The organism is Streptomyces sp. NPDC001941 (assembly GCF_040296945.1).
Classification (GTDB): Bacteria; Actinomycetota; Actinomycetes; order Streptomycetales; family Streptomycetaceae; genus Streptomyces.
Window position 1 is genome coordinate 151475 of record NZ_JBEOYE010000006.1, and the last position, 21885, is coordinate 173359.

At 73.1% G+C, this 21885-nt stretch carries 22 protein-coding genes; 10 read left to right on the forward strand and 12 right to left on the reverse strand.

From position 1 onward, the window contains the following. Positions 1-49 precede the first annotated feature (49 nt). From ABT160_RS08040 to ABT160_RS08060, 5 genes are all read left to right on the forward strand, one after another. A complete protein-coding gene (locus tag ABT160_RS08040; RefSeq protein ID WP_351645014.1) occupies positions 50-1201 on the forward strand; it encodes a GTP-binding protein in 1152 nt (383 codons plus the stop codon). A 44-nt stretch (positions 1202-1245) separates the two neighbouring features. Next, a complete protein-coding gene (gene rpsR, locus ABT160_RS08045) occupies positions 1246-1482 on the forward strand; it encodes a 30S ribosomal protein S18 (protein ID WP_351645016.1) in 237 nt (78 codons plus the stop codon). A 61-nt stretch (positions 1483-1543) separates the two neighbouring features. Continuing rightward, entirely contained in the window at positions 1544-1714 is a 171-nt protein-coding gene (rpmF, locus tag ABT160_RS08050) for a 50S ribosomal protein L32 (protein WP_351645018.1), read from the forward strand. Positions 1715-2218: 504 nt separating this feature from the next. Next, positions 2219-2410 carry a hypothetical protein gene (locus ABT160_RS08055; protein WP_351645020.1) on the forward strand — a complete coding sequence of 64 codons (192 nt, stop codon included), beginning with the start codon at positions 2219-2221 and terminating at the stop codon, positions 2408-2410. A gap of 114 nt (positions 2411-2524) precedes the next feature. Next, positions 2525-3793: a hypothetical protein gene (locus ABT160_RS08060; RefSeq protein ID WP_351645022.1), complete on the forward strand. Its 1269-nt coding sequence runs from the start codon at positions 2525-2527 to the stop codon at positions 3791-3793. Positions 3794-3819: 26 nt separating this feature from the next. Here ABT160_RS08060 and ABT160_RS08065 read toward each other — a convergent pair whose 3' ends face one another. The 5 genes from ABT160_RS08065 to ABT160_RS08085 form a co-directional block, all read right to left on the reverse strand. Beyond that, entirely contained in the window at positions 3820-4563 is a 744-nt protein-coding gene (locus ABT160_RS08065; RefSeq protein ID WP_351645025.1) for a restriction endonuclease, read from the reverse strand. Continuing rightward, positions 4560-4769: a hypothetical protein gene (locus ABT160_RS08070; RefSeq protein ID WP_351645027.1), complete on the reverse strand. Its 210-nt coding sequence runs from the start codon at positions 4767-4769 to the stop codon at positions 4560-4562. The genes ABT160_RS08065 and ABT160_RS08070 overlap by 4 nt, the downstream gene beginning before the upstream one ends. A gap of 197 nt (positions 4770-4966) precedes the next feature. After that, complete coding sequence (locus ABT160_RS08075; RefSeq protein WP_351645029.1) at positions 4967-6160, reverse strand: amidohydrolase family protein; 1194 nt, start codon at positions 6158-6160, stop codon at positions 4967-4969. A 131-nt stretch (positions 6161-6291) separates the two neighbouring features. Continuing rightward, positions 6292-8757 (reverse strand): FtsX-like permease family protein, encoded by a 2466-nt coding sequence (locus ABT160_RS08080; protein WP_351645032.1) that lies wholly within the window; start codon positions 8755-8757, stop codon positions 6292-6294. Then, a complete protein-coding gene (locus ABT160_RS08085) occupies positions 8751-9488 on the reverse strand; it encodes an ABC transporter ATP-binding protein (RefSeq protein WP_351645034.1) in 738 nt (245 codons plus the stop codon). Before ABT160_RS08085 ends, ABT160_RS08080 begins: the two co-directional genes overlap by 7 nt. 268 nt (positions 9489-9756) lie before the next feature. Here ABT160_RS08085 and ABT160_RS08090 point away from each other — a divergent pair, with 268 nt between their 5' ends. The 3 genes from ABT160_RS08090 (at position 9757) to ABT160_RS08100 (ending at position 12287) form a co-directional block, all read left to right on the forward strand. After that, a complete protein-coding gene (locus ABT160_RS08090) occupies positions 9757-11028 on the forward strand; it encodes a sensor histidine kinase (RefSeq protein ID WP_351645068.1) in 1272 nt (423 codons plus the stop codon). Then, positions 10992-11660: a response regulator gene (locus tag ABT160_RS08095; protein WP_351645035.1), complete on the forward strand. Its 669-nt coding sequence runs from the start codon at positions 10992-10994 to the stop codon at positions 11658-11660. The genes ABT160_RS08090 and ABT160_RS08095 overlap by 37 nt, the downstream gene beginning before the upstream one ends. A 120-nt stretch (positions 11661-11780) precedes the next feature. Further along, complete coding sequence (locus tag ABT160_RS08100; RefSeq protein WP_351645038.1) at positions 11781-12287, forward strand: hypothetical protein; 507 nt, start codon at positions 11781-11783, stop codon at positions 12285-12287. 69 nt (positions 12288-12356) lie between these two features. On the opposite strand, the gene ABT160_RS08105 is transcribed toward ABT160_RS08100, so the two are convergent. The 5 genes from ABT160_RS08105 to ABT160_RS08125 all read right to left on the reverse strand — a co-directional run bounded on the left by ABT160_RS08105 (position 12357) and on the right by ABT160_RS08125 (position 16191). Continuing rightward, positions 12357-12611, reverse strand: coding sequence for a Thoeris anti-defense Tad2 family protein (locus tag ABT160_RS08105; RefSeq protein ID WP_351645040.1), 255 nt, complete (start codon positions 12609-12611; stop codon positions 12357-12359). Positions 12612-12684: 73 nt separating this feature from the next. Continuing rightward, positions 12685-13764 (reverse strand): prephenate dehydrogenase, encoded by a 1080-nt coding sequence (locus tag ABT160_RS08110; RefSeq protein ID WP_351645043.1) that lies wholly within the window; start codon positions 13762-13764, stop codon positions 12685-12687. 278 nt (positions 13765-14042) lie between these two features. Then, complete coding sequence (locus ABT160_RS08115) at positions 14043-15083, reverse strand: ParB N-terminal domain-containing protein (RefSeq protein WP_351645045.1); 1041 nt, start codon at positions 15081-15083, stop codon at positions 14043-14045. 55 nt (positions 15084-15138) lie between these two features. Then, the gene (locus ABT160_RS08120; RefSeq protein ID WP_351645046.1) at positions 15139-15675 is read right to left on the reverse strand and encodes a hypothetical protein; all 537 of its coding nucleotides are present in this window, start codon (positions 15673-15675) and stop codon (positions 15139-15141) included. A gap of 210 nt (positions 15676-15885) precedes the next feature. Further along, positions 15886-16191 carry a hypothetical protein gene (locus ABT160_RS08125; protein ID WP_351645048.1) on the reverse strand — a complete coding sequence of 102 codons (306 nt, stop codon included), beginning with the start codon at positions 16189-16191 and terminating at the stop codon, positions 15886-15888. Between the two features lie 247 nt (positions 16192-16438). On the opposite strand from ABT160_RS08125, the gene ABT160_RS08130 reads away from it, so the two are divergent. After that, positions 16439-17440, forward strand: coding sequence for a LuxR C-terminal-related transcriptional regulator (locus tag ABT160_RS08130; RefSeq protein ID WP_351645051.1), 1002 nt, complete (start codon positions 16439-16441; stop codon positions 17438-17440). Between the two features lie 514 nt (positions 17441-17954). Further along, positions 17955-18989, forward strand: coding sequence for a pyridoxal-phosphate dependent enzyme (locus ABT160_RS08135; RefSeq protein WP_351645053.1), 1035 nt, complete (start codon positions 17955-17957; stop codon positions 18987-18989). 172 nt (positions 18990-19161) lie between these two features. Here the strand turns inward: ABT160_RS08135 and ABT160_RS08140 are convergent, their stop codons facing one another. Both ABT160_RS08140 and ABT160_RS08145 read right to left on the reverse strand, forming a co-directional pair. Continuing rightward, positions 19162-19374 (reverse strand): MbtH family protein, encoded by a 213-nt coding sequence (locus ABT160_RS08140; protein ID WP_351645054.1) that lies wholly within the window; start codon positions 19372-19374, stop codon positions 19162-19164. 489 nt (positions 19375-19863) lie between these two features. Next, positions 19864-21768: an ABC transporter ATP-binding protein gene (locus ABT160_RS08145; protein ID WP_351645057.1), complete on the reverse strand. Its 1905-nt coding sequence runs from the start codon at positions 21766-21768 to the stop codon at positions 19864-19866. Between the last annotated feature and the right edge of the window lie 117 nt (positions 21769-21885).

Consider the following 21885-nt stretch of genomic DNA (forward strand, 5'->3'; position numbering starts at 1 on the left):
CGCGACCTCCGGGGGACCGGCCCCCGGGGAACAGGCACCCGGGCGGCCGATGCCCGTCGTGGTCGTCGGCGGCCTGCACGCGGACGCCCGCCGCGCCGCGGTCGAACGGCTGCTGCGCGAGGTCCCCCACAGCGCCGCCCTGCACCACGACGCTTCCGCCGGCCCGTCGGGCACGGTGCGCCGCAGCGTGCGCGACGCGGACGGAGAGACGTCCTGGGGCGAGGCGCCGCTCGTCAACGACTGCGCCTGCTGCGCCCTGCGCGAGGACCTGGTGCCCGAGCTGGAGCGTCTGGCCGACAGCGGCCTCACGCGCCTGGCCGTGGTGGAGCTGTGGGACTCGGTGGAGCCCCGCGCCATGGCCGAGGTCATCGCCACCCACGGCGGGAACCTCTTCCAACTGACCAACGTCATCACGGCGATTGACCCGTCCCTTGTCCTGGCCTGCCTGTCCAACGGCGACGACCTCGCGGAGGCCGGACTCGCCGCGACCCCCGCCGACCAGCGCACGGTGGCCGACACCTTCGCGCGACAGCTGGAGTACGCTCCCGTCCTCGCCGTGGCCGACAGCCCCGGGACCGGTCTCGACGACCTCGCGCTGCTCCGGCAGTTGCACCCCTGCGCGACACACGTCTCCATCGGGTCGGGGCAGTTGGCGGCGGTCGCGTTCGCGGGCACCGCGGGTTCCGCGGGCTTCGACGTGGACGCCGCGGCCGCCGCCCAGCACCCGGCGTGCGCACGGCTGCCCCACGACTGCGAGGAGCAGGGCGTCAGCACGCTCGTCTGGCAGCGTCGCCGCCCCTTCCACTCCAGCCGTCTGTACGCGGCACTGGAGCACCTGAGCTGCGCCGCCGCCCGGAGCCGGGGGCGGTTCTGGCTGGCGGACCGCCCCGACAGCCTGCTCGGCTGGGACGCTGCCGGAGGCGCGCTGTGCGTGGAGAGCGCCGGGCCCTGGATGGCCTCACTGCCGGACGCGGCCTGGGAGTTGATGCCCGCCGAGCGGCGTACGGCGGCCGCGCTCGACTGGCACCCGGAGCACGGCGACCGGTGCCAGCACCTCGTCTTCACCTCCCCGGACCTCGACCGGCAGGGGCTGCTCTCCCTGCTCGACTCCTGCCTGCTCACCGACGCCGAACTCGCCTCCGGCCCCGGCACCTGGCGCCACCCCACCGGCTTCGACCGGCTGCTCGACTCCGCCGCCTGACCCGCACCGACCGCTCGCCCGTCCCCCTCGACAAGGGAGCCACCATGCCCCGTACCACCACGTCCGCGCCCGTCCGCAAGAGCCGCCCGAATCCGCTCGACACGGCCCGGGTCACGTACATCGACTACAAGGACACCGACCTGCTGCGGAAGTTCGTCTCGGACCGGGGCAAGATCCGCAGCCGTCGCGTCACCCGGGTGAGTCGGCAGCAGCAGCGCCGGATCGCCACGGCCGTCAAGAACGCCCGTGAGATGGCGCTGCTCCCCTACTCCGGACGCTGAACACTCCCTGACCACCCGCTGATCACTCGCTGATCCCCCACCGACTACGAGGAGTTGGCCCATGGCCGTTCCCAAGCGCAAGACGTCCCGCAGCAACACCCGTCACCGAAGGGCCCAGTGGCGCGCCCTCGCTCCCGCCCTGGTCCCCGTCACCGTCGACGGGAGCACCACCCTGGTCCCCCAGCACCTGCGCAAGGCGTACGAACGCGGCCTCCTCCGCCCGGACGCCTGACCCTCTTCCCGCTCCTGTCCCTCTCGCTCCTCCTGCTCCTCCGTGCTCGTGTCGTCGTTCGCGCCGCGGCACCGTCGATCCTCCCCGCATCTTTGCGATCGCTGACAGTGACGCGGACCCCTCTCGGTACCCGTCCTCCCCCTTCCCGCCATAGTCGGTTTCCGGACACATCTGGTCACCCGGCCGCGGCGCAGCTCCTCGGTGCGCCAGGGCTCCGGCACTGCCCCGTGAGACCCAACTACGGGCTCCCAGGCTGGAGGAACGCGGGTGAGCGCCACCTGCGACAGATGCGCCGGCCGTCGTCGTCGGCGCCCCTCAGAGCAACTTGTGGCCATTCGGCGTCCGCGGTGGTGGCAGTGCTGTCATCTGCGCCGCAGTTTGCTTGCCATGGGGATGGGAGGCGGGTTCTACTCAGGGTGACGAGGGAGTCCGGCGCGAGTCCGCGGCTCGTCGGCTCAACGCGCTCGGGCACGAGGGAGGCACGTGTTTCTGGAACGGGTTCGCATGCGGCGCCTCACGACGGCGCTGCGCGACGGCTCCCGGCGCCACGGCCACGGCTTCGCGGTCGAGGACGACGCGGAACGCTTCGGCCTCATGCCGGCCCCGCGGATGAGCGGGCACCTCTCGCGCCCGACGAGGGCGGGCCCCCCGAACGGTCACATCGACCACGCGCTCGTCACGGGCGGCCGGTCCTGACGTGAGCAGCCGCTCGTACCGCGTCTCCGCGCCGGGGACGCCCTTGGCCGCGCTGTGGCGGCGCGTGTTCGCGAACGCCACCGACTTCGCCAACGCCACCGACTTCGCCTGGAGTTGACCGCAGTGCCCCTCATCGCCAACTCGCCGGCCGAGCCCCGACTCGTGATGCCCGGTGGCAAGGTCGCGATCATCGCTCCCGTCGACGGCGACACCCGCCTGGCCCAGGAGTACCGGGCGCAGGGGTGGCGGTGCGTCGCGGTCCGGCTCGGGGGCGGGCACGCCCCGGCCCCCGGCCACCTCCCTCACCGCAGCGGCTACGGCGAGGAGTTCGTGCACGACGAGGGGCTGCGGCACACGCTGGAGCGGCTGCGCGTGAGCGAGGTGACCTCCGTGGTCGCGGGCAGCCACCGGGGGGTCGCCCTGGCCGACCGGCTGGCCGCGGAGCTGGACCTGGCGGGGAACGACCCGGCGACCTCCTGGCTGCGCACCGACCGGGGGGTGCAGGCGGCCGCCCTGCGCGACGCGGGCCTCTCCGCGCCGCGCACGCTCAGCACGTCGAGCCTCACGCAGGCGCTGAAGTGGGCCGGGTTCTGCGGGATGGACCGCTTCGTCCTGGCCAGTGCCGACAGCGCCGTACCCCTGGAGCCGGCGCTGTGCCGCACCACGACGGAGCTCCGTGACGCGTGGGAGCGGCTCCGCGCGGAGGCGCCCCGGCACACGGACGACCCCGAGTTCGTCGTCCAGGAGCACGTGCCGGGGGCGCGGTACCTCATCGACACCGTCAGCGGACCGGTCGAGCGGCACCCCGTGGTCGTCGGACTGTGGCGGGAGACGCTCACGGAGGACGGCCTGCACCAGCGGACCGACGCCGTGCCCGGTACGGACCCGCACGCCAGGTCCCTGAAGCAGTTCGCGCTCCGGGCCCTGCCCGTCCTCGGGATCGGCCTCGGCCCGGCCCGCCTGCACGTCGCCCTCGCCCCCGGGTCGGGCGCCACGCTGCTGCGGGCCCAGGCGTACGTGCAGGAGGGCCCGACCGGACCACTGCACGGCCACGCCTGCGACCCCGTCCGCGCCGCCGCGACGGCCGACGTGGCCGGTCTCGTACGCCCCGTGGCGCTCCCGCGCCGGTTCACGACGCGCATGACCCTGGCCGCGGGGGACGACGGCTTCGTCGACGCCCGCGTGCTGCGGAGGCTGCGCTCGCTGCCGGCCGTCGCCCACGTCTGCCCGGGGCTGACCGCGGGCGCGCCGGTACGGCGCACCGTCGACGAGGCGTCCTCCCCCGGCCACGTCGTCCTGGACGGCCAGGACCGCCGGACGGTCGAGGATACGTACCGGTCCATCCGTCTGATGGAGACGGGGGGCTTGTACGCGGGGGCCTGAGTCCCCGTCCGGTCGTCAGGCCGCCGTCAGGACAGTGCCGTCGGTTTCCGGGGCGGCGGCAGGGCGCGGAGCAGTTCCCACAGGGGGCGCGACCCGGAGGCCCAGGCGCCCAGGAGGTGCCGGTCGACGACGTGGAGGCGTTGCTGCCGGGCGAAGGCGACGGCGGGTGCGGTGACACGGCCGTTGGTGATGATCACCGCGATGTCGGCGCCGTGCACGGGACGGGCGGTGCCGTTGAGCACCTGGAGGTCCGGGGTGCCCACGGCCGAGCCGGACAGGCCGTGCCTGCGGTGCTTGCACTGGACGACCCAGCGCCGCCCGTAGGGGTCGGTCGCCTTGACATCCGCGCCGAGGTCGCCGCCACCGCCGACCCGGGTCGCGTCCCCGCAGCCGTCGCGGCGCATCAGGTCGCGTACGGCTTCCTCGAAGGAGGCGTGGTGCAGGCCGTCCAGCTGGGTGAGTGCGTACCGCAGCCCTTGTGCGCGCACCGCGTCCCAACGTGCCTGGTCCTGACGGTGGTAGAGCCAGGCGCCGCCGGAGAGCGCCGCGACCGCCAGGAGGACGGCGAGGATCCACCAGTGCGCCAGCAGCCAGTTGACGAGTGCCGCGGCCACGGCGACGGCGAGGAAGGCGCCGAGTACCAGGTCGGTGAGCCGGTTTCCCGTACGTACGTGTGCACGTGACCGTCGACGCCCGGCGGAGCGGGTACGCCGGCGGGCCGGGGGCCTGCGCGTGGCGGCGGGGCGCCTGCGGCGCGGGCCCGTCGTCATCGGCCGGCCTGCGTGACGCTGCCGGCCAGTTGACCGAGCACGTCGACGATCCAGCGCCCGGCGGCGGTCGGTGCGATCAGCACGCCCAGCGCGAGGACGATGAGGACGGTCGTCCGCTCCTCGACCCGGCTGCGTGCCTGCGTACGCCGCCGCAGCCGGAAGAAGACGATGACGGCGAGCAGCACGGCGACGTCGATCGTGAGCATCCCGGTTCCCCTCCCCCGACTCGGCACGACGCCTCGGTGCTTCCTGTGTAGCGGGGACGGTGCCGGGCCCGGGGCGAGACGTCGTCGAATGGCACAAAGGAGCAGCCGCTCTGGCCGAAACCTCCCGACCCTCGCATTCCAGGCGCACGGGAACGCCCCGGCCTCGCCACGGATCCGGGTGACGGGCTCCTCGCGGTTCAGTTCCCGGTGGTCGCCCCGTACTGGCGGCCCGCGGCGATGACCGCGGTGACGTTCCGCAGGGCGTCCAGGTCCTGGAGCGGGTCGCCCGACACCACCAGGAGGTCGGCACCGTGGCCCTCCGCGATCCGGCCCGTCACCCCTTCCAGGCCCAGCGCGCGGGCGGCTTCGCCGGTCGCCATCTCCAGGATCCGCGCCGGGTCGAGGCCCAGGTGGGCGTAGAACTTCATGCTCGCGGGCAGCCCGCCGAACCCGGTCCGCTGCACCCCCGCGTCCGTACCGAGGACGATCCGGGCACCGGCGTCCGCCATCGCCCTCACGATGCGCCCCATCTCCGCGAACCACTCCTCGCCGAAGACCTTCGGCAGCATCGGCCAGTGCTCGGAGACCGTCGGGCAGACGTGGACGCCCTTCGCGACGATCTCGGCCAGCACGTCCTCGCGCAGGTCGAAACCGCGCCCCGGCGCCATCCACGTGCAGTGCTCCAGCGTGTCCACGCCCGCACCGACGGCCGCGGCGATGCCCTCGGTGCCGTGCGCGTGCGCGGCGACCGGCAGCCCCGCCGCGTGCGCCTCCGCCACGAGCACGGCGAGCTCCTCGCGCGAGAACTGCGCCTCCCAGCTCTTCTTCGCCCCGTCCTTCGTCAGGCCGCCGCCGGTCTCCATCACCTTGATGACCTTCGCTCCGGCGGCCGCGTTCCTGCCCACCAGGGCCCGGATCTCCGCCGCTCCGGACACCTCGCCGCCCAGGAAGTAGCAGTGCCCGCCGCGCGAGGTGACCGGAACGCCCGCCGACACGATCCGCGGCCCCTCCTCGGCCCCCTCGGCGATCCGCGCCGCCAGGGCGAGGGCCAGGCCGTCGCGGTCACCCAGGTCGCGTACGGTCGTGACGCCGGAGGCGAGCAGCTGACGGGCCCGGTCCTTCATGTCCTCCAGCAGCTCCCCGTTCTCCCGCGCGGCGAGCCCGGCCACCGGGTCGGCGCTGCCGTCGAAGCAGAGGTGCACGTGGGCGTCGATGAGGCCGGGAACGACGGTGCCCTCGGGGAACGCGAGGCGCGGCTCCCCGGCCGACGCCCGCGCCTCGACCTCCACGCGCGGGCCGACGGCGGCGATGGTGTCCCCGGAGACGAGGACCGCGCCGTCGGTCAGGTACTCGCCGGGGGCGGTGAGGATGCGTCCTGCGGTGATCAGCATGGGTGGTTCTCCCGGGTCGGTTGCGGCGCGCGCCGCCTCGGGCGGCGTTGCGCAGCGTAGTGGACGACCCGGGCGGCAACCCGTCACCCTGGTGGGCGAGTTGACGGACCGCCGCCGTGCGCGCGTCGCCGTCACGACCGGGCGCCCGCCCGTTCTGCCGCCCCGCGGCGGAGCGTGGCTCCGGCCGCGGCGACCGCCGCGGTCACGGCGAGCACCGCGCAGGCGCCGGTGGCCGCCCCGAGCGTCGTCCACGGGATCCCGACGGGCGTACGCACCGAGAGCAGCCGCAGCGCGCCCCACATGCCCATCAGGTTGAGGACGGCGACCAGCGCGCCGAGCAGCCCGCCGACCGTGACCACCATCAGCGCCTCGGCCCCCGTCAGCCGCAGCAGTTGCCACCGGGTGGCACCGGCCAGCCGCAGCACGGCCAGTTCGCGGACCCGGTCGGAGGTGGCCATGACCATGGTGTTGGCCAGCGAGATCCCGGTGTAGAGGAGGGCGATCCCGAGGACCAGGAGCAGGCCCGCCCGGGTCGTCCGGTTGGTCCGGGGGTACGTCGCCCGTACCCAGGCGTCCCCGGTGAGGACCTCCCCGCCCGACGCCCGCACCACCCGGCGCAGTGCCGCGGCCACGCCGCCCGCGTCCGCGCCCGGGGCGAGGCGTACGTCGACGCGGTCGGCGAGGGCCCCCGGGGAGTTGCGCGGGGTGACGTACACGCCGTTGTTCCCGGTGCCGACGGACATGACCGCGGCGATCCTGAGGGACTTCCTCGTACCGTCGCCGAGCCACACGTCCACCCGCTCGCCCACGGTGTGCTGCTGCCACTCCCCGTTGACGATGATCGAGCCGTCGTCCAGGTCACTCGCCCTCCCGGCGGCGAGCGGGAGACGGGCTGTCGTCGCGAGCGACTCCGGTTCGACGGCCCTGGCGTCGGACCTGATGAGTGCCACCCCGTCCTCCAGGGCGTACACCGCGCTCGGGGCGCTCGGCGAGACCTCGGCGCCGGGCACGGCCCGGAGCCCGCGCAGCGTCGCCTCGTCGAAGGCGGCTCCGCCCGCGGGGGTGACCACGAGGTCGGCGGTCGTCCTTGCCCGCACCTCGGCGGACTTCGCCCCGTTGAGGGTCGCCGTGGCGCCGAGCAGCGAGCCCGCCAGCGCGACCGTGACCAGTACGGGTGCCGCGAGCGCGGCGGTGCGGCGCACTCCGGCGGCGACGTTCTCCCGTACCAACATGCCGCTCGCGCCCGGGAGTCGGGCCGGTAGCCAGGTGAGCAGCCGGGACAGCGGCCGTACCAGCACCGGTGCGAGCAGCGCGACCGCGGTGATCAGCAGCATGGGGCGGCTCACGTAGGTCTTGCGCCGCAGCAGGTCGCCCGGGTCCGTGGCGAGGGCCAGGACCAGCGTCACCGCGGCGACGACCAGCAGGGCCCCGCCGAACAGCCAGCGGCCCGGTGTCATCGCCCGGGTGTCCACGGACGCCTCGCGCAGCGCCTCGCTCGGGCCGGTGCGCCCCGCCCGCCAGGACGCGGCCAGCACGCCGCACAGGGTCACGAACAGGCCCGTCCAGAAGGCCAGGTGACAGGGCCAGGTGTAGTCGCCGATGGTGAACCAGCGGGGCGCGAGGCCCTCGTCGACCGCCCACGCGGCGAGCACCGGAGCCCCGCGGGAACCGAGCAGGCAGCCGGCGGCCGAGGCGAGCACACCGACCCCGAGCGCCTCGGAGAGGACCATGCGGCGGATCTGCCCCGGGGTCGCCCCGGCCGTGCGCAGCAGCCCGAACTCGCGTCGCCGCTGGGCCACCGCGAACGCGAAGGTCGAGGCCACTACGAACACCGACACGAACCCGGTGACGCCGCCGGCCGTGCCGAACAGGGCGTTCATCGCGGTGAGGGCCTCGCTGTCCCGGTCGGGGTCGGCGTCGGCGTACCGGCGCGCGTCCCCGGTGAGGACCTGTACGCCGTCGCCGCCCGCTGCGCGCCGTACCGCCGCGCGCACCGCCGCCGGGTCGGCGTCGGCCACCAACTGGACGCTGTGCGGAGACAGTTCGGCGGCGCGGGCGTCGGTGTAGAACACGGCGTCCTCGAAGCCGAGCCCGGTCACCGTACCGACGACGCGCACCGTCCCGGCGCCGGTGCGCACCCTGGTACCCGGACGCGCCCAGTCACCGCTGACGACGACCTCGTCCGCCGCCCGGGGCGCGCGTCCCGCGTCGAGCTCGTACGGTGCGAAGGCCGCGGTCGACCAGGGGTGGCCCAGCAGACCGGCGGGTCCGCCCCGCGCCCGTACGGCGAACGACCGGTCCTCGACGACGGTCCCCAGGCCGCGCAGGCTCGCGATCACGTCGGAGGGCACGGCGCGCGGCCGTTCGAGCTCCTGGGTGCGGTCGCCGATCGGGGTGCGCACCGTGAGGGTGTCCTGGCCCCTGACGACGACCGGCGCGGCGGCGAACCGTTCCGGTCCGCGGTCGGGCGCGTCCAGCGAGGACGCCAGGGCGAGGCCCATGACGGCGATCAGCGCGACGCCGAGGCAGAGGGCGACGAAGCTGGCGACGAAGGTGGTCCAGCGGGTGCGCAGGGTGCGGAGCGCGGTGGTCAGCACGGTGCGGCCTCCAACTCGGTCAGGTGCGCCGCGACGGCCGCGGCGGAGGCGCCGAGCAGTTCGCCGTTGACGCGCCCGTCGACGAGGAAGACGACGCGGTCGGCGAAGGAGGCGGCGACCGGGTCGTGGGTGACCATGATGATCGTCTGGCCGTTCCGGTCGGCCATGCCGCGCAGCAGGGTCAGCACCTCCCGGCCGGTACGCGAGTCGAGGGCCCCGGTCGGCTCGTCGCCGAACAGCACGTCGGGGCGGGTGATCAGGGCGCGGGCCAGGGCCACCCGCTGCTGCTGGCCGCCGGACAGCTCCGTAGGCCGGTGGCCCGCCCGGTCTCCGAGTCCGACCTGGTGGAGCACCTCGCGCACATGGGCCTTCTTGGGGCGGCGGCCGGCCAGCCGCAGCGGCAGGGCGACGTTCTGCTCGGCCGTCAGCGCGGTGAGCAGGTTGAACGCCTGGAAGACGAAGCCGATCCGGTCGCGGCGTAGCAGGGTCAGCCCGGTCTCGCTCAGTCCGGTCAGCTCCGTGCCGCCCACGGTGACCGAGCCCGACGTGGGCCGGTCCAGTCCCGCGGCGCACTGCAGCAGGGTCGACTTGCCGGACCCGGACGGGCCCATCACGGCGGTGAACGTCCCCCGGGGGAAGGCGAGCGACACGTCGTCGAGGGCGGTGACGGAGGTGCCGCCCGAGCCGTACCGGCGGGTGAGGGAGTGCAATCGGACCGCGTCGTCGCTCATGGCTTCCTGTTCGTGTCGATGTCGGTGTTCGTGGTGATGTCGGTGTTCGTGGTGATGTCGGTGGCGGTGGCGGTGTCAGTCGCCGCCGACGGGGTTCCGTGGCCGCCGTCTCCACGAAACCGCGCGGGACCGGGTCGAAGCACTGCGGCAGGGGCGAGGTTCGGGGTAGGCCTGGCCCTACCCCCGATCCGCACCCTGGCCCGATGGCAGCGGACGGGCGCGCCCGCCTACGGTGATCCGCATGCACCCTCGGAATGTGTGGCAGGCCATGTCCCGGCCGGGATTCCTGCTGTCGGCCTGGCCCTGGCGCTCCGTCGCGTACCTGCTCACCGGCGCGGTGACGGGCGCCGTCGCCCTGCTGGTGACGGTGGTGGCGGTGGCCCTCTGCGGGGCGCTCGCCCTCGTCCTGGTGGGGCTGCCCCTGCTCGTGGTGGTCGCGCTCGGCGGGATCCCGCTGGCGTGGGTGGAGCGGCACCGGCTGCGCCTGGTCGACGGCTGTGCGGCGACGGACCCGCACCAGGTGCCGCACGCACCGGGGTTGTGGGCCTGGCTGAGCACCAGGCTGCGGGAGCGGGCGACGTGGCGCGAGCTCGGGTACGCGCTGCTGTTCGCCGGGGTGCTGTGGCCAGTCGACGCCGTCGTGGTGACGGCGGCCCTGCTCGTGCCGCTGTCCATGGTGGCCGCGCCGCTGACGATGGCCACGGTCGGCGGCGGTCAGGAGACGAAGGTGCTCAAGCTGTGGACCGTCACCAGCTGGCCGACCGCGTTCGGCGTCACCGTGCTGGGTCTGCTCTCCATGGCGCTGTGCTGCTACGCGCTCGGCGTCGCGGCGGGCGCCCGCGCCGCGCTGACCCGTCTGCTGATCGCCTCACGCGAGAGCGAGCTCGACGCGAAGGTGGTCGAACTGGCCCGTTCGCGGCTGCGCCTGGTGGACGCGTTCGAGGCGGAACGGCGCCGTATCGAGCGCGATCTGCACGACGGTGCGCAACAGCGGCTCGTGGCACTGACGATGACACTCGGCGTGGCCCGACTCGACGTACCGGCGGGCCCGTTGGCCGAGCAGCTCGCCAAGGCCCATGCCGAAGCGGGCAAGGCGCTCGAGGAACTGCGCGAACTCGTGCACGGGATCCACCCCAAGATCCTCTCGGACTACGGGCTCGGCGCCGCCGTCGCCGACGCGGCGGACCGCTCCGCGATCCCCGTCGACGTCGACCTCCGGCTGCCGGGCCGACTGCCCCAAGGGGTGGAGTCCGCGGCCTACTTCGTGGTCTGCGAGGCGCTCGCCAACGTCGCCAGGCACAGCGGTGCGGACCGCGCGGAGGTGACCGGCGGTCACCGTGACGGACGGCTGTTCCTCCAGGTCCGCGACGACGGCCGCGGCGGCGCGGACTCCTCGGCGGGCAGCGGGCTCACCGGGCTCGCGGACCGGGTGGCGGTGCTCGATGGCAGACTGGCCGTGTCCAGCCCGCCGGGCGGACCGACCCTGCTACTGGTGGAGTTCCCTTGCGAGTTGACCGAGGCGGCCGACCGCTCCGCGTAGTGCTGGCCGAGGACAGCGTGCTGCTGCGGGAGGGGCTGATCGGGCTGCTCGGCCGCTGCGGGAACGAGGTGGTGGCCGCCGTGGGGGACGCGGAGGCGCTGGTCGCGGCGGTCGAGGAGCACGCCCCCGACATCGTGGTGACGGATGTGCGCATGCCGCCCGGCTTCCAGGACGAGGGGCTGCACGCGGCGGTGCGGCTGCGCGGGAAGCGGCCCGCGCTGCCGGTGCTCGTCCTCAGTCAGTACGTGCAGCGGACGTACGCCTCCGAGCTCCTGGACTCCGGCGACGGCACGGGCGTCGGCTACCTGCTCAAGGACCGCGTCGGCCAGGTCGAGGAGTTCGTCGACGCGCTGCACTCGGTCGCGCAGGGCGGGACGGTGGTCGACCCGGAGGTGGTGCGCCAGCTGCTGCGCCGCCGCCGCGATCCGCTGGAGCGGCTCACGCCGCGCGAGCGCGAGGTGCTCGCCCTGGTCGCGGAGGGCAGGTCCAACGGGGCCGTCGCGAAGGAGCTGGTGGTCTCGGAGGCCGCCGTCGGCAAGCACATCGGCAACATCTTCACCAAGCTGGACCTGCCCCCGGCGGACGAGACCCACCGCAGGGTCCTGGCGGTCCTCGCCTACCTGCGGGCCTGAGGACGGTGGCCCGGGTGCTTCGCGTACGGGGAGCGGCAGGGGCCGCCCGCACGGCCACCGGTGCCGACCGACCAGGCGTTATGTAGGGTCGGGGCACTCGACGTTCCACGGGGGAATTCCATGTTCCAGTCCTCAGCGCGGGGTGCGGCCGTCATCGCCGTGGCCCTGGCCGCGCTCAGCGTGTCCTGCAGCACGTCCGCGAAGTCCGACGGTCCGGCGGACCGTACGGACCGGGCCGGGGCGCCGACGAGCGCGCCCGCCTCGCCCGCCAAGGCCGCAGACCCGGCCGACGTGCCCGCTGAAGCGCCCTCCGAAGCGCCCGCCGAGAAGGTCCGCGACGCCTTCGCCGGGCTCCAGGCCACCCTGGGCGACTCCTGCTCCGCCGGTGACTGCGCCTACTTCCTCGGACGCGTCTACGACGAGCTGCACCGCATGGACAAGGCCATGAAGGCGGACCCGAAGGGCCCCGGCCACTTCCCCCAGCCGATCGACTGGATCAAGAAGCTCGACGCCCGGCTCGGCGGCGACCGGTCCTTCGAGAACCTCAAGAAGCACGAGACCTCGCTGGTCGGCACCCGCGACAAGATCAACACGTGGATGCAGGGCCACCCCGACGACTACCGCTGACGGACTACCGCCGCTGACGGGGGCCGTCCCGCCGTCCCGGTCGTCCCACCACCCCGCGGGACGGCTCGGTCACTCCGGGTCCTCGTCGACGTCGTACCAGTCGTCGGCGAGCAGCCCCGCGTGCGAGGGCTGGACGCCCGCCTGTACGGTCCCGTCGGCGGTGACGAACCGCAGGTGGGCCTCCAGCACGCGCTGCCGCCCGTCCGGGCTCGTGCAGGTCGATCCGGGTTCCAGGTAGACGTACTTGCCCGTCTGGATCCAGCTGCGGCGCGCCATGCGCCGCTGCTCGTTCTTCATCAGCTCCAGCGCCGCGGAGAAGTCCATGCCACGGAGCCTACGAGTCCGGCGACGGCGAGGGGGCGGGTTCGGCCGGGTTCCTCCGTCCGCCGCCGTGCCCTCAGCGGGCCATCACCGTGCTCGGGACGCGCAGGCTGCGGGTCAGGCGTCCGGCGTTCTCCGCCGTGACCAGGAGTTCCACCATGCCCGTGATCTGGCCCGGGGCGTGGTCGATGAAGACGTCCTCGATGTTCACTCCCGCCGCGCTCACGTCGGTGAACAGCCGTGCCAGCTCGCCCGGTTGGTCGCCGACCAGCACCGAGACGGTGACGTAACCGCCGCGCGGCGTGCCGCGCTTGTGCGGCAGCCTGCCGTGTCCGGCCGTGCCGCGCGCGAGGAGCGCGGTCAGCGCGACCGACGCCGTGCCGTCGTCGTCCGCCGCGAGTGCGCGCAGCGCCGCGACCGCCTCGTCCAGGTCGGTGGCCAGTTCGGTCAGCACGTCCGCGACGCTCGACGCGTTGGCTGCGAGGATCTCCCGCCACAGGTGCGGGTCGCCGGCGGCGACCCGGGTCACGTCCCGTACCCCCTGGCCCGCCATGCCCACCTCCGCCTCGGCGGCGTGTTCGAGGCGGGCCGCCATCAGGCTGGCCACCAGGTGCGGGGCGTGCGAGACCAGGGCGACCGCGCGGTCGTGTCCGGCGGCGTCCAGCACCAGCGGTGTCGCGCCGACCAGGGTGACCAGTTCCCGTACCGTCCGCCAGGTGTCGTCGGAGGTGTCCCGGGTGGGGACCAGCGCCCAGACGCGGCCCTCGAACAGGTCGGCCCGTGCGGCCAGCGGGCCCGAGCGCTCGCCGCCCGCCATCGGGTGTCCGCCCAGGTAGCTCCCGGTGTCGCAGCCGCTCTCCTCGATCTCGGCCAGCGCGCGGGCCTTGACGCTGGCCACGTCGGTGTAGGCGTGCGCGAGGCCGCGGGACTGTACAGCTGCGAGCGTGGCGGCGATGTCGGCGGGCGGTACGGCGAGCACCGCCACGTCGACCGGCCCCGGCGGGTCCTCGGCGTGGCCCGCGCCGAGCGCGGAGGCCGTGAGGGCGGCCATCGGTTCGCGGTCGGAGAGGTAGACGGTGACACCGCGGGACGACAGTGCCAGGGCGACGGAGGTGCCGATCAGGCCGGCTCCGACGACGGCCGCGGTGCGCAACATTCTGGTCTCATCCACTTCGTTGGGAGCGGGAACGGCGGGGGCGACGGCCGGGGGCGTGCACGGGTGCCTGTGTGCGGGCCGGGTACGTGCCGCATGTGTGCCGCGTACGAGCCCTGTACGTGCGGAGTCCGCGGGTGCGTGGGCACGTGGGTGCGTGCGTGTACGCGGATTCAAGTGCGAGGGGGGAGTGGGCGACTCGGGGCCGGGCCGGGAAGGGCGGTGGACGCCGCACGCCGCGTGGCGGGCGTCTCGTACCGCGCCGGTCCGGGTCTCTCCGGTCAGGCGCTCTCGGGAGCGGGGTTGCTCTTCAGGTCGTACGCGAACATTTCCCAGATCTCGGCGTAGCCGCTGACGAGTTCCGACATCTGGCCCTTGCAGTGGGCGGGGACGCTGTCGACGAACCGCTGGCGGTCGCGGGCGACCAGGGCGGCCGCGTCCAGCATCCGCAGGATGTGCCGGCCCATCTCGTTGAGCCGCATGGACGGGTCCCGGCGCAGGGCGTCGAACAGGGAGCCCAGCTCGGCGGGGGTGCGGGTGGCGGCCGGGCGCTGCTGCGGCGGGCGGTAGGCCTGCTGCGCGCCGCTCTGGTCGGACTGGCCGCGCTGGCGGGAGGGCACCGGGTCCTCGCCGCGCATCACCCGGCTGCGGACGTCCGCGACGGTGGCGGGCGAAAGGCCTGCCTGGCGGGCGATGGTGCGCAGCGACGCGGTGGGGTTCTGCCGGATCAGTTCGCCGGCGAGCTCCCTGCCGTACGTGGAGTCGACGGGGCGGGAGCGTCCGTCGAGGCCGATCCTGCGGTCGGAGTGCAGCAGGGTTCCCGCGGAGTTCTGGCGGATCTCGGCGACCTTGCGGGCGGAGAGTCCGGCGACGGCGGCCACGGCCCGGTCGGACCACTCGGGGTGCGAGGCGAAGATGCGCTCCGCGGCCGCGGCCCGGTCCTCCAGGGAGAGCGGACGGCCGTGCGAGACGTTGAGGGCGACCGCGAGCAGTTCCGCGTCGGTGGTGTCGCCGTCGAAGTAGCGGACCCGGATGCAGGTCTGTCCGTTGGCCTGGGCGGCGCGCAGGCGGTGGACTCCGTCGACGACCCGCATGGTGGGCCGGTGGACGAGGATCGGCGGGAGTTCGGACTCGATCTCGGCGAGGGACCGGGCGTACTCGGTGTCCACGCCGGTGGTGCGGGGGGTGTAGACGACGTGCAGTGCGTCGAGGTCGACGAGTTCGACGGGTGCGTCGCTGAGACTCTTGTCGCGCAGGGCGATCAGGTAGTCCGAGCTGCTGCGGACGGGCAGTGTGTACGGTCTTTCGAGCTGAGCGGTCATGGCGACACCTCCAGTGCCGTGCGTAGGGAGCTGACCTGGGGGTCTTTCGCTGCCTCTACTGCCATCCGGAGTCCCGGTCGTCGTTGCCCGTGATGGCCAGGCCGTTCGGGGGCGTCGGGTTGGGGCCCTGCCAGCCGGAGTCGTCCTGCACGGTCGCGTCACCCTTGGCGGCGAAGCCGTTCGGCGGCGTCGGGTTCGGACCCTGCCAGCCCGAGTCGTCCTGCGTCGTCGCGTCGCCCTTGGCCGACAGGCCGTTGGGGGGCGTCGGGTTCGGACCCTGCCAGCCGGAGTCGTCCTGGACCGTGGCGTCACCCTTGGCCGCGAAACCGTTCGGCGGCGTCGGGTTGGGACCCTGCCAGCCGGAGTCGTCCTGCGTCGTCGCGTCACCCTTGGCCGACAGGCCGCTGGGGGCGGTCGGGACCGGGCGCTGCCAGCCCGAGTCGTCGTTGACCTGTGCCTCGGGCGCGGCCGGCTGCACTCTCTGCGCGCTCACCGCGACCTCGGCCGCCGTGGAGTCGGCGGCCCAGGCCGACTGGGCGCCCAGGAGGACGACCCCGGCGGCGACGCTGGTGAGAATGAACTGACGGATCATCGTGGTTCCTCTTCCGCTCGAGACTCGCTCGGGCTCTGCTCGGTGCTTGCTGGCGATGGACATGAGTTTTCTCGCAGCCAGCGGGTAGCAGAAGAGGCTTCGGGGTGGGCAAAGCGGCCTTGGCCCGTTCAGTCCAGACCTTCACCGGGTGGAGGCTCTGATTCCCCCTTCTTTAGGGCGAGTTAAGAGCGTCCTTACAACGGTCCTGGATCAGTCGTCGAGGTGGCGCCGCAGCAGCGGGGCCTCGACGGACAGCACGGTCCAGGCCCCCAGGGGCGGATGGGCCAGCACCGCGCGGTGCCAGGCGCGCTCCGTGGCCGCTTCCGCCGCACGGAGGGTCGACGCCTGTACGTAGACGCCGACGACCGGGTGCGGCCTGGCGTGCGGATGGGGGCTCACGTGCTCGATGCGGTTGTCGACGTCGGGCCCCTGGTCCCGGGACATCAGGGCCACCAGGTCTTCGGGCCACGGGACGGCCCCGGGGGGCGGCAGCAGACGGATATGGACGAGATACACGAAGAAAACCTTGCCCGGATAAAGAGGAACATCACGCGTCAAAAGCTCAGGAGAGGTCGCTATCAGCCCCAACCATGCCTGTGTAAGGGGCGGTCAGGTCCCCTGGAGCAGGCGTGGAAAAATTTTGATGATCTGAGAACGGGCCTCGGTTAGGCTTGCGAAGAACTGCCCGGAACGCGTGTACGCAGCTGGGAAGTGATCGGTTGCGTGCATCCTGCCAGGAGTGCTCGACAGAGATGGACGCTTGATGCTGATCAACCTCGGACTCGACCCCGCCGCGGAAACCGTGTACCGAGGGATGCTGGCACACCCCGGCGACTCCCTGTCGGAGCTCGGGGACCGACTGGGCCTGCCGGACGCGGAGTTGCGCGGAGCACTCGACAAGCTCAGTGAACTGGCCCTGGTCCGGGCGTCCTCGGAGGATCCGAGCCAGGTGCACGCGGTGAACCCGCACCTCGGCATGGAGATCCTGCTCGCGCGCCAGCAGGCCGAACTGGCCGCCCAGCAGCAGCGGATCGAGGCGAGCCGCGCGGCGGCCGCACGCCTCATCTCCGAGTTCGCGCACGAGCAGTCCTCCCAGTCGAATGCATCGGTCCGATATCTCGAGGGCGTCGATTCCATTCGCGATTATCTTGCGGCGTTGAACAACCAAGTCGAAGAAGAATTCCTGACTTTCGCTCCCGGAGGGGCGCAGACCGCGGCGAACATGCGGGCTTCGCGTCCTCTCAACCGTCGGTTGCTTGAACGCGGCATCAGTATGCGCACGATATACCTCGACAGCATTCGCCGCGACCAGCCCAGTGTTGAACACGCAGAATGGCTCACTTCCCACGGCGCCCTGGTGCGGACGGCCCCTTCCCTGCCCAACCGGATGATCATTTGCGATCGCCGGGTCGCCATCATCGCCACCGACAGCGACCACACGGGGGTCGGCGCGGTGGCCATCAGCTCACCGGGGCTGATCTCCTCGCTGTGCGCGCTGTTCGAGAACGAGTGGCGCGCCGCCCAGCCGCTCGGGGCGGCAGCACCGGCCCAGCAGCCGGGCGAGCTGACTCCGCAGCAGGTCACGGCGCTCCAGCTGCTCGCCCAGGGTGCCACGGACGAGTCGATCGCCAAGAAGCTCGGGGTGTCCGCGCGCACCGCGAGACGCATCGCCACGGGCCTGCTCACCCACCTCAACGCGCGCAGCCGCTTCCAGGCCGGCGTACTCGCCGTGCAGGAGGGCTACTTGCCCGCCACCCCCGAATGACGGCCGCCCGCCCGGCGCCCGCTTCGTACCGCTCCACCGGGATCACCCCGTAATACCCCACGCCCGCGGCCCTCCGGCCCCGGGCCGCTTACTTTCCGGCCGCACACCGCGCCGTTGGCCGGGAATGATCGCCGGAACGCCGCGTTCAGCCGCGGAGCGTCCCGTTCAACCGCGGTGTTCCCCGGTTGAGCGGCCATTCCCGGCCCGAAGGACAGCCGCAATTGCCCGCTCGCGCGCCGGTGGAGTCCCGCGGTTCGCGTCAAGCCTTCGGCATTTGACGGAATGTCCCGCGCCCACCGTGAATGCGGACACGTGCGTGTTCGCGGAGGGACGCAGTACGTTGACCGCCTGGCGCGGGCACTCGCCCGCAATTCACCGGCGGCATCCGTGCCGAACTCCGGCTGCCTCCCGCCCTTTCCCGAATCCGGGCGCAATCATGCGCCGCGGAAGGGCATTCCTCTCCGGCCCGGTCGCGCGTTCACGGATCCGTCCGCACATTCCCGGAGGGACATCGATGCCCGATACCAGGAGCGCCCCCGCCCCGACCGGAGCGCCGTCCGCGCCCGGTCCCGCCGATGTCGCACGCGCCCGGCGGCGGCTGGCCGGAAGGGTCCAGCGCACTCCCCTGGTCCGCTCGGACCAGCTCGACGCGCTGTGCGGGGCCCGGCTGTGGCTGAAGGCCGAGAACCTCCAGCGCGGCGGCTCGTTCAAGGTCCGCGGCGCGCTGCTCGCGGTGGAGGAGCTGGCCGCGGCGGGCAGCCGGGGGGTGCTGGCCCAGAGCACCGGCAACCACGCGATCGCGGTGGCCCTGGCGGCCCGCGCGCACCGGCTGCCCACCCTGATCGTGCTCCCGTCCGACGCGCCGCCGGCCAAGGTCGGGCGCATCCGCGAGGCCGGGGCCAGGGTGGTGTTCGCGGGGACGACCCTCGCCGAACGCGTGGCCCGGGTCGCGGAGCTGCGCGTACGGCACGGCTACGACGTGGTGGACCCGTACGAGAACCCGTACGTGGTCGCCGGACAGGGCACCGCGAGCGCCGAGCTCCTGGAGCAGGCGGCGGACGAGGGCGTGGCCCTGGACAGCCTGGTCGTCCCGATCGGCGGGGGCAGCGCCCTGGCCGGGGCGTGCCTGGCCGCGGCGGGGCACGGTACGGCGGTGCTGGGCGCCGAGCCCGCGGCGGTGCCCGCCTTCACGGCCGCGCTGCGCGCGGGCGGCCCGGTCACCGTGCCGGCGCGCCACACCCTGGCCGACGGGCTGCGCCCGGACCGGATCGGCGACCTGCCCTACTCCCTCGCGTCCCCGGTGGCGCGCGTGCTCACCGTGTCCGAGGAGGACATCGCCGACGCGCTGCGCACCGCGCTGCTCACCGCGCGGCTCCTGGTGGAACCGGCCGCCGCGACCGCGCTGGCGGGCGCGCTGGCCCATGCCGCGGGTGCCGGCCGGGGCACGGACATCGGGGTGCTGCTCTCCGGCGGCAACGTCGAACCGGCCCTGGTCGCCACCCTGCTGGCCGGGGCGGTGGAGGCGCCGCGCGTGGCGGTGGCGAGCTGAGAGCGGGCGCGCGCCCGGCCGGTGGACGCTTCCGGCCGGGCGCGACGGCGCGCGTGGGTCGCCCGTATCCCTTCAGAGCGCCACCACACCCCCGTACGCACGCGAACACACCTCGGCCCGAAGTACGGTTCCCACCGTCTTCGGGCCGAGGTGTGCGTGCCTGCTGCCTGGGCTACTTCCCGGCCATGGCCTCGATGAGGCTCTTGGGGCGCATGTCGGTCCAGGACTTCTCGATGTAGGCCAGGCAGTCCTCGCGGCTCGCCTCGCCGTACACGGAGTTCCAACCCTCGGGCACGTCGACGAAGACGGGCCACAGGGAGTGCTGTCCCTCGTCGTTGACGAGGACCAGGTAGCTGGCATTGGGGTCGTCGAAGGGATTCGTCACCACACTGTCCTTTCTCAGGCGAACAACTCTGATCACGTAGGTGCCCACCCCGGGGAAAGGGGTGCGGACAAGTCACGCGTACGCGCTCCGCCGTTCCCGCCCCGCTGGGCTCCTCGGGTCGGCGGCGATCCACTATGACCCGGCGCCGACCGGTCCGCCAACGCCCGTCCGACGGGGCGCTCCGACGGTCGAACAGCCCGGCCGGGAGCGGGTGCGCGGGGGTGTTCAACCGCGTACGCGCGGCGGTCGAACACCCCCGTGCACCCCTGGCCGGGCGGTGCGCTTCCTGGTACGGGGAGCGTGCGGGGCGGACGCGTTGCCCGCCCGCCGGGCCCGGTGCCACAGTGGCCGCGTCCTGTCGGACGCGCCCCCGCGGGCGGTGGAACCGGTCGTCCGCGAGGGACTCCCGCTCCACCGCTCGCCGCGCCGGCGGTCTCGTCGTCATGCGCGGACTCCGTCTCGGGTTCCTCGTCATGCGCGGATCCCGTCTCAGGCCGGGCGCCGGCGGTCCACTTCCGTCACCTCCTCGGAGAACTGCGTGTGGTACAGCGAGGCGTACGTCCCGCCGTGGGCCAACAGCTCCTCGTGCGTGCCCCGTTCGCGGATCCGGCCCGCCTCGACGACCAGGATCTGGTCGGCCTCCCTGATGGTGGAGAGGCGGTGGGCGATCACCAGCGAGGTGCGCCCCGCGAGGGCCGTCTTCAACGCCCGCTGGATCGACGCCTCCGACTCGGAGTCCAGGTGCGCCGTCGCCTCGTCGAGCACCACGATCGGGGGCGACTTCAGCAGCAGCCGCACCAGGGCGATCCGCTGCTTCTCACCACCGGAGAGCCGGTGGCCGCGGTCTCCGACGACGGTGTCGAGACCGTTGGGGAGCGCGTCGATGGAGTCCCAGATCAGCGCCGCCCGGCAGGCCGCGACCAGCTCCTCCTCGCTCGCCTCGGGGCGGGCGTACAGCAGGTTGGCGCGGATCGTGTCGTGGAACATGTGGGTCTCCTGGCTGACCACGCCCACCATGTCGCTCAGCGACTGCAGCGTCACGTCCTTGACGTCGTGACCGCCGACCCGGACGGAGCCCGAGGTCGCCTCGTACAGCCGCGGCACGAGCTGGGTGATGGTGGTCTTGCCCGCGCCGGACGGGCCGACCAGGGCCGTGAGCTTCCCGGCGGGTGCCGTGAAGCTCAGCTCCTTGAGGATCCAGGCGCTGTCCCCGCGGTCCTTCTCGCGCAGGGCGAGGGGTTCCAGCGAGGCCAGGGAGACCTCCTCGGCGGTCGGGTACCGGAACGACACGTGGTCGAACTCGACGTCCAGGCCGCCCTCCCCCGGGTCGCCCGCGCGGCCGGGCCGGGTGAGGTCACGCGCATCGGGCTTCTCGTCGACGAGCGGCTTCAGGTCCAGGATCTCGAAGATCCGGTCGAAGCTGACGAGGACGGTGAGCACCTGGATCTGCAGGCTGGAGAGCTGGTTGATCGGCCCGTACATCCGGAAGAGCAGGGTCACCATCGCCACCAGGGTGCCGATCTGGAGCGCGCCGCCGATCACCAGGTTGCCGCCGAAGCCGTACACGATCGCCGTCGTCATCGAGGTGAGGACCGTGATGACGATGAAGAACATCCGGCCGTGCACCACGTTCAGCGCGGTGATGTCGCGGACCCGGCCCGCCTTCTCCTCGAAGAGCGCCGCCTCCGAGGCCGGCCGGCCGTACAGCTTGGCCAGTTCCGCGCCCGAGACGTTGAAGCGCTCGCTCATCATCGAGCCCATCTCGCCGTCGAGGTTCATCCGCTCGCGGGTGATGCGCTGGAGCTTGCGCCCGATGATCCGGGCGGGGAAGAGGAACAGCGGCACCATCGCCAGGGCGACCAGCGTGATCTCCCAGGAGAGGTAGATCATCGTGCTGACCACGATGGCGAGCGTCAGCAGCGCCGACACCGCCTGGGTGAGCAGTGAGGTGATCGCCTGCCGGGTGCCGGCGATGTCCGTGTTCAACCGGCTGACGAGCGCTCCGGTCTGGACCCGGGAGAAGAACGCCAGGGGCTGGCGCTGGACGTGCTCGAAGACTTCCGTCCGCAGGTCGTAGACGAGTCCCTCGCCGATCCGGCCCGAGCAGCGGGCCTCGATGTAGAGGACGAACGACTCCATCAGTGCCAGCAGCACGATCCCGAACGCCAGCATCAGGACGATCTCGAACCGCTTGGGCACGATCCCGTCGTCGATCATGAACTTCAGCAGCAGGGGACTCGCGGCGGTGATCGCTCCGCACGCCAGGCTCGCCAGGACCAGGATCGTCAGCTGTCCGCGGTAGCGCACCGCGTACGGCAGGATCCGGCGCAGGGTGCCCGCCTTGATCTTCTGGCGGGTCACCCCGCCGTCGTCCAGGTTGTTCCCTGTCGACAAGTTGGGGCCACCTATGAGGGCCATAGAGAATACTCCTCGCCTGTGGGTGAAAGAGACCTTTCAGTCCGCTGAGTGGGATGGGATTCCGGGTGGGGGCCGCGCCCACTCCCCCTGGTC